Annotated in this window: 1 pseudogene and 1 riboswitch; the pseudogene reads right to left on the bottom strand. The window is 71.4% G+C overall.

The features are described from left to right. A pseudogene (locus LQV45_RS35050) lies at nucleotides 1–360 on the bottom strand (hypothetical protein); the annotation flags it as partial. Nucleotides 361–651: 291 nt separating this feature from the next. Then, nucleotides 652–809: riboswitch (cyclic di-AMP (ydaO/yuaA leader) on the bottom strand. Nucleotides 810–1,074 lie beyond the last annotated feature (265 nt).

The raw sequence follows: 1,074 nt of genomic DNA, 5'->3' as shown, positions 1-1,074 counted from the left end.
GGACTGGACCACGCCGTAGGCGCCGCTGCTGGCGTTCGTGGCGGTGGTCTTCCAGTCGGATTCCTTGGTCCACAGCTTGTGCAGGCACTGCATCTGGCCGGGTGCCCAGCCATAGCTTCCCAGCTGGGACGCGGCGTAGGCCTGCGCGCCGGCGGGGTCGTCGACTGCGACCGGCGCGGGGGCCGGAGCGGCTGCGGGGGCCGGAGCGGCTGCCGGAGCGGGAGCTGCCGCGGGAACCGGAGCAGGTGCAGGGGCTGCCGCGGGGGCCGGAGCGGGTGCTGCCGCGGCTGCCGGCGCGGCAGCAGCGGGGGCGTGGATCAGCGCTTCGGCTGCCTTAACCTCCGAGATCTGGGGAGCCACGTTCTTTTCCGCTGGAGCGGTCGGCCCAGCCACCTGGACCCGCTCGAAGTTGAGCTTGGCCAGCGGGTCGGCGATCGTGGCCGCCTGGCTGGCGGCGCCGCCACCCAGCAGCAGCGCGCAAGCGGCGGTGACGACGGCGGCACGGCGGCCGGTTACACCGAGCCCGGCGGCGAACCTCGACAGGGCGGATGCCTGTTGACCGGTTCGGCGCGGTGGCGCGACTTGGCGGCGCCAACTGAGCGGGAATGCGAACCGCCGTCAGGGCGTGTTTGTACCTGGAATTCAGTCATGGTGGCCTCTCAACGCCGGCGGAGTTAGCTGTCGGGTTCGGATGAGGTCATCCGGCCGCACGGAACATCACGTGTCGGCTTCACCCCGAGGGCGCATGAAAGCAGATTGCCCGGGAACTCTGGGTCCCCCGCCTCTGCCTGGTCCAGCGGAATCCGGGAAGCGGCAGAGTTTGGCGTCCGTCCGGATATGCGGCACCGATGGCGGCGCACGCTAACGACGCTACAGGACCCGGCCGCTTAAGTCACATTTTGGTAACAGGAGTCACAGTGCCGGGGTGTCGGGTTGCGCCGGGCTCGCCGGTCGACCGTCCGGGTCGTTTGCGCCGGCGGCGGCCGTTCCGGTTACGCCGGCGGCGGCGAGGCGGGCAGCCGCACGGCGAACTCCGTGCGGCCCGGCCGGGACGTGACCTCGACTGTTCCTCCG

The organism is Microbacterium sp. Bi128 (assembly GCF_918698205.1).
This window is presented reverse-complemented; position numbering and strand designations above follow the sequence as displayed.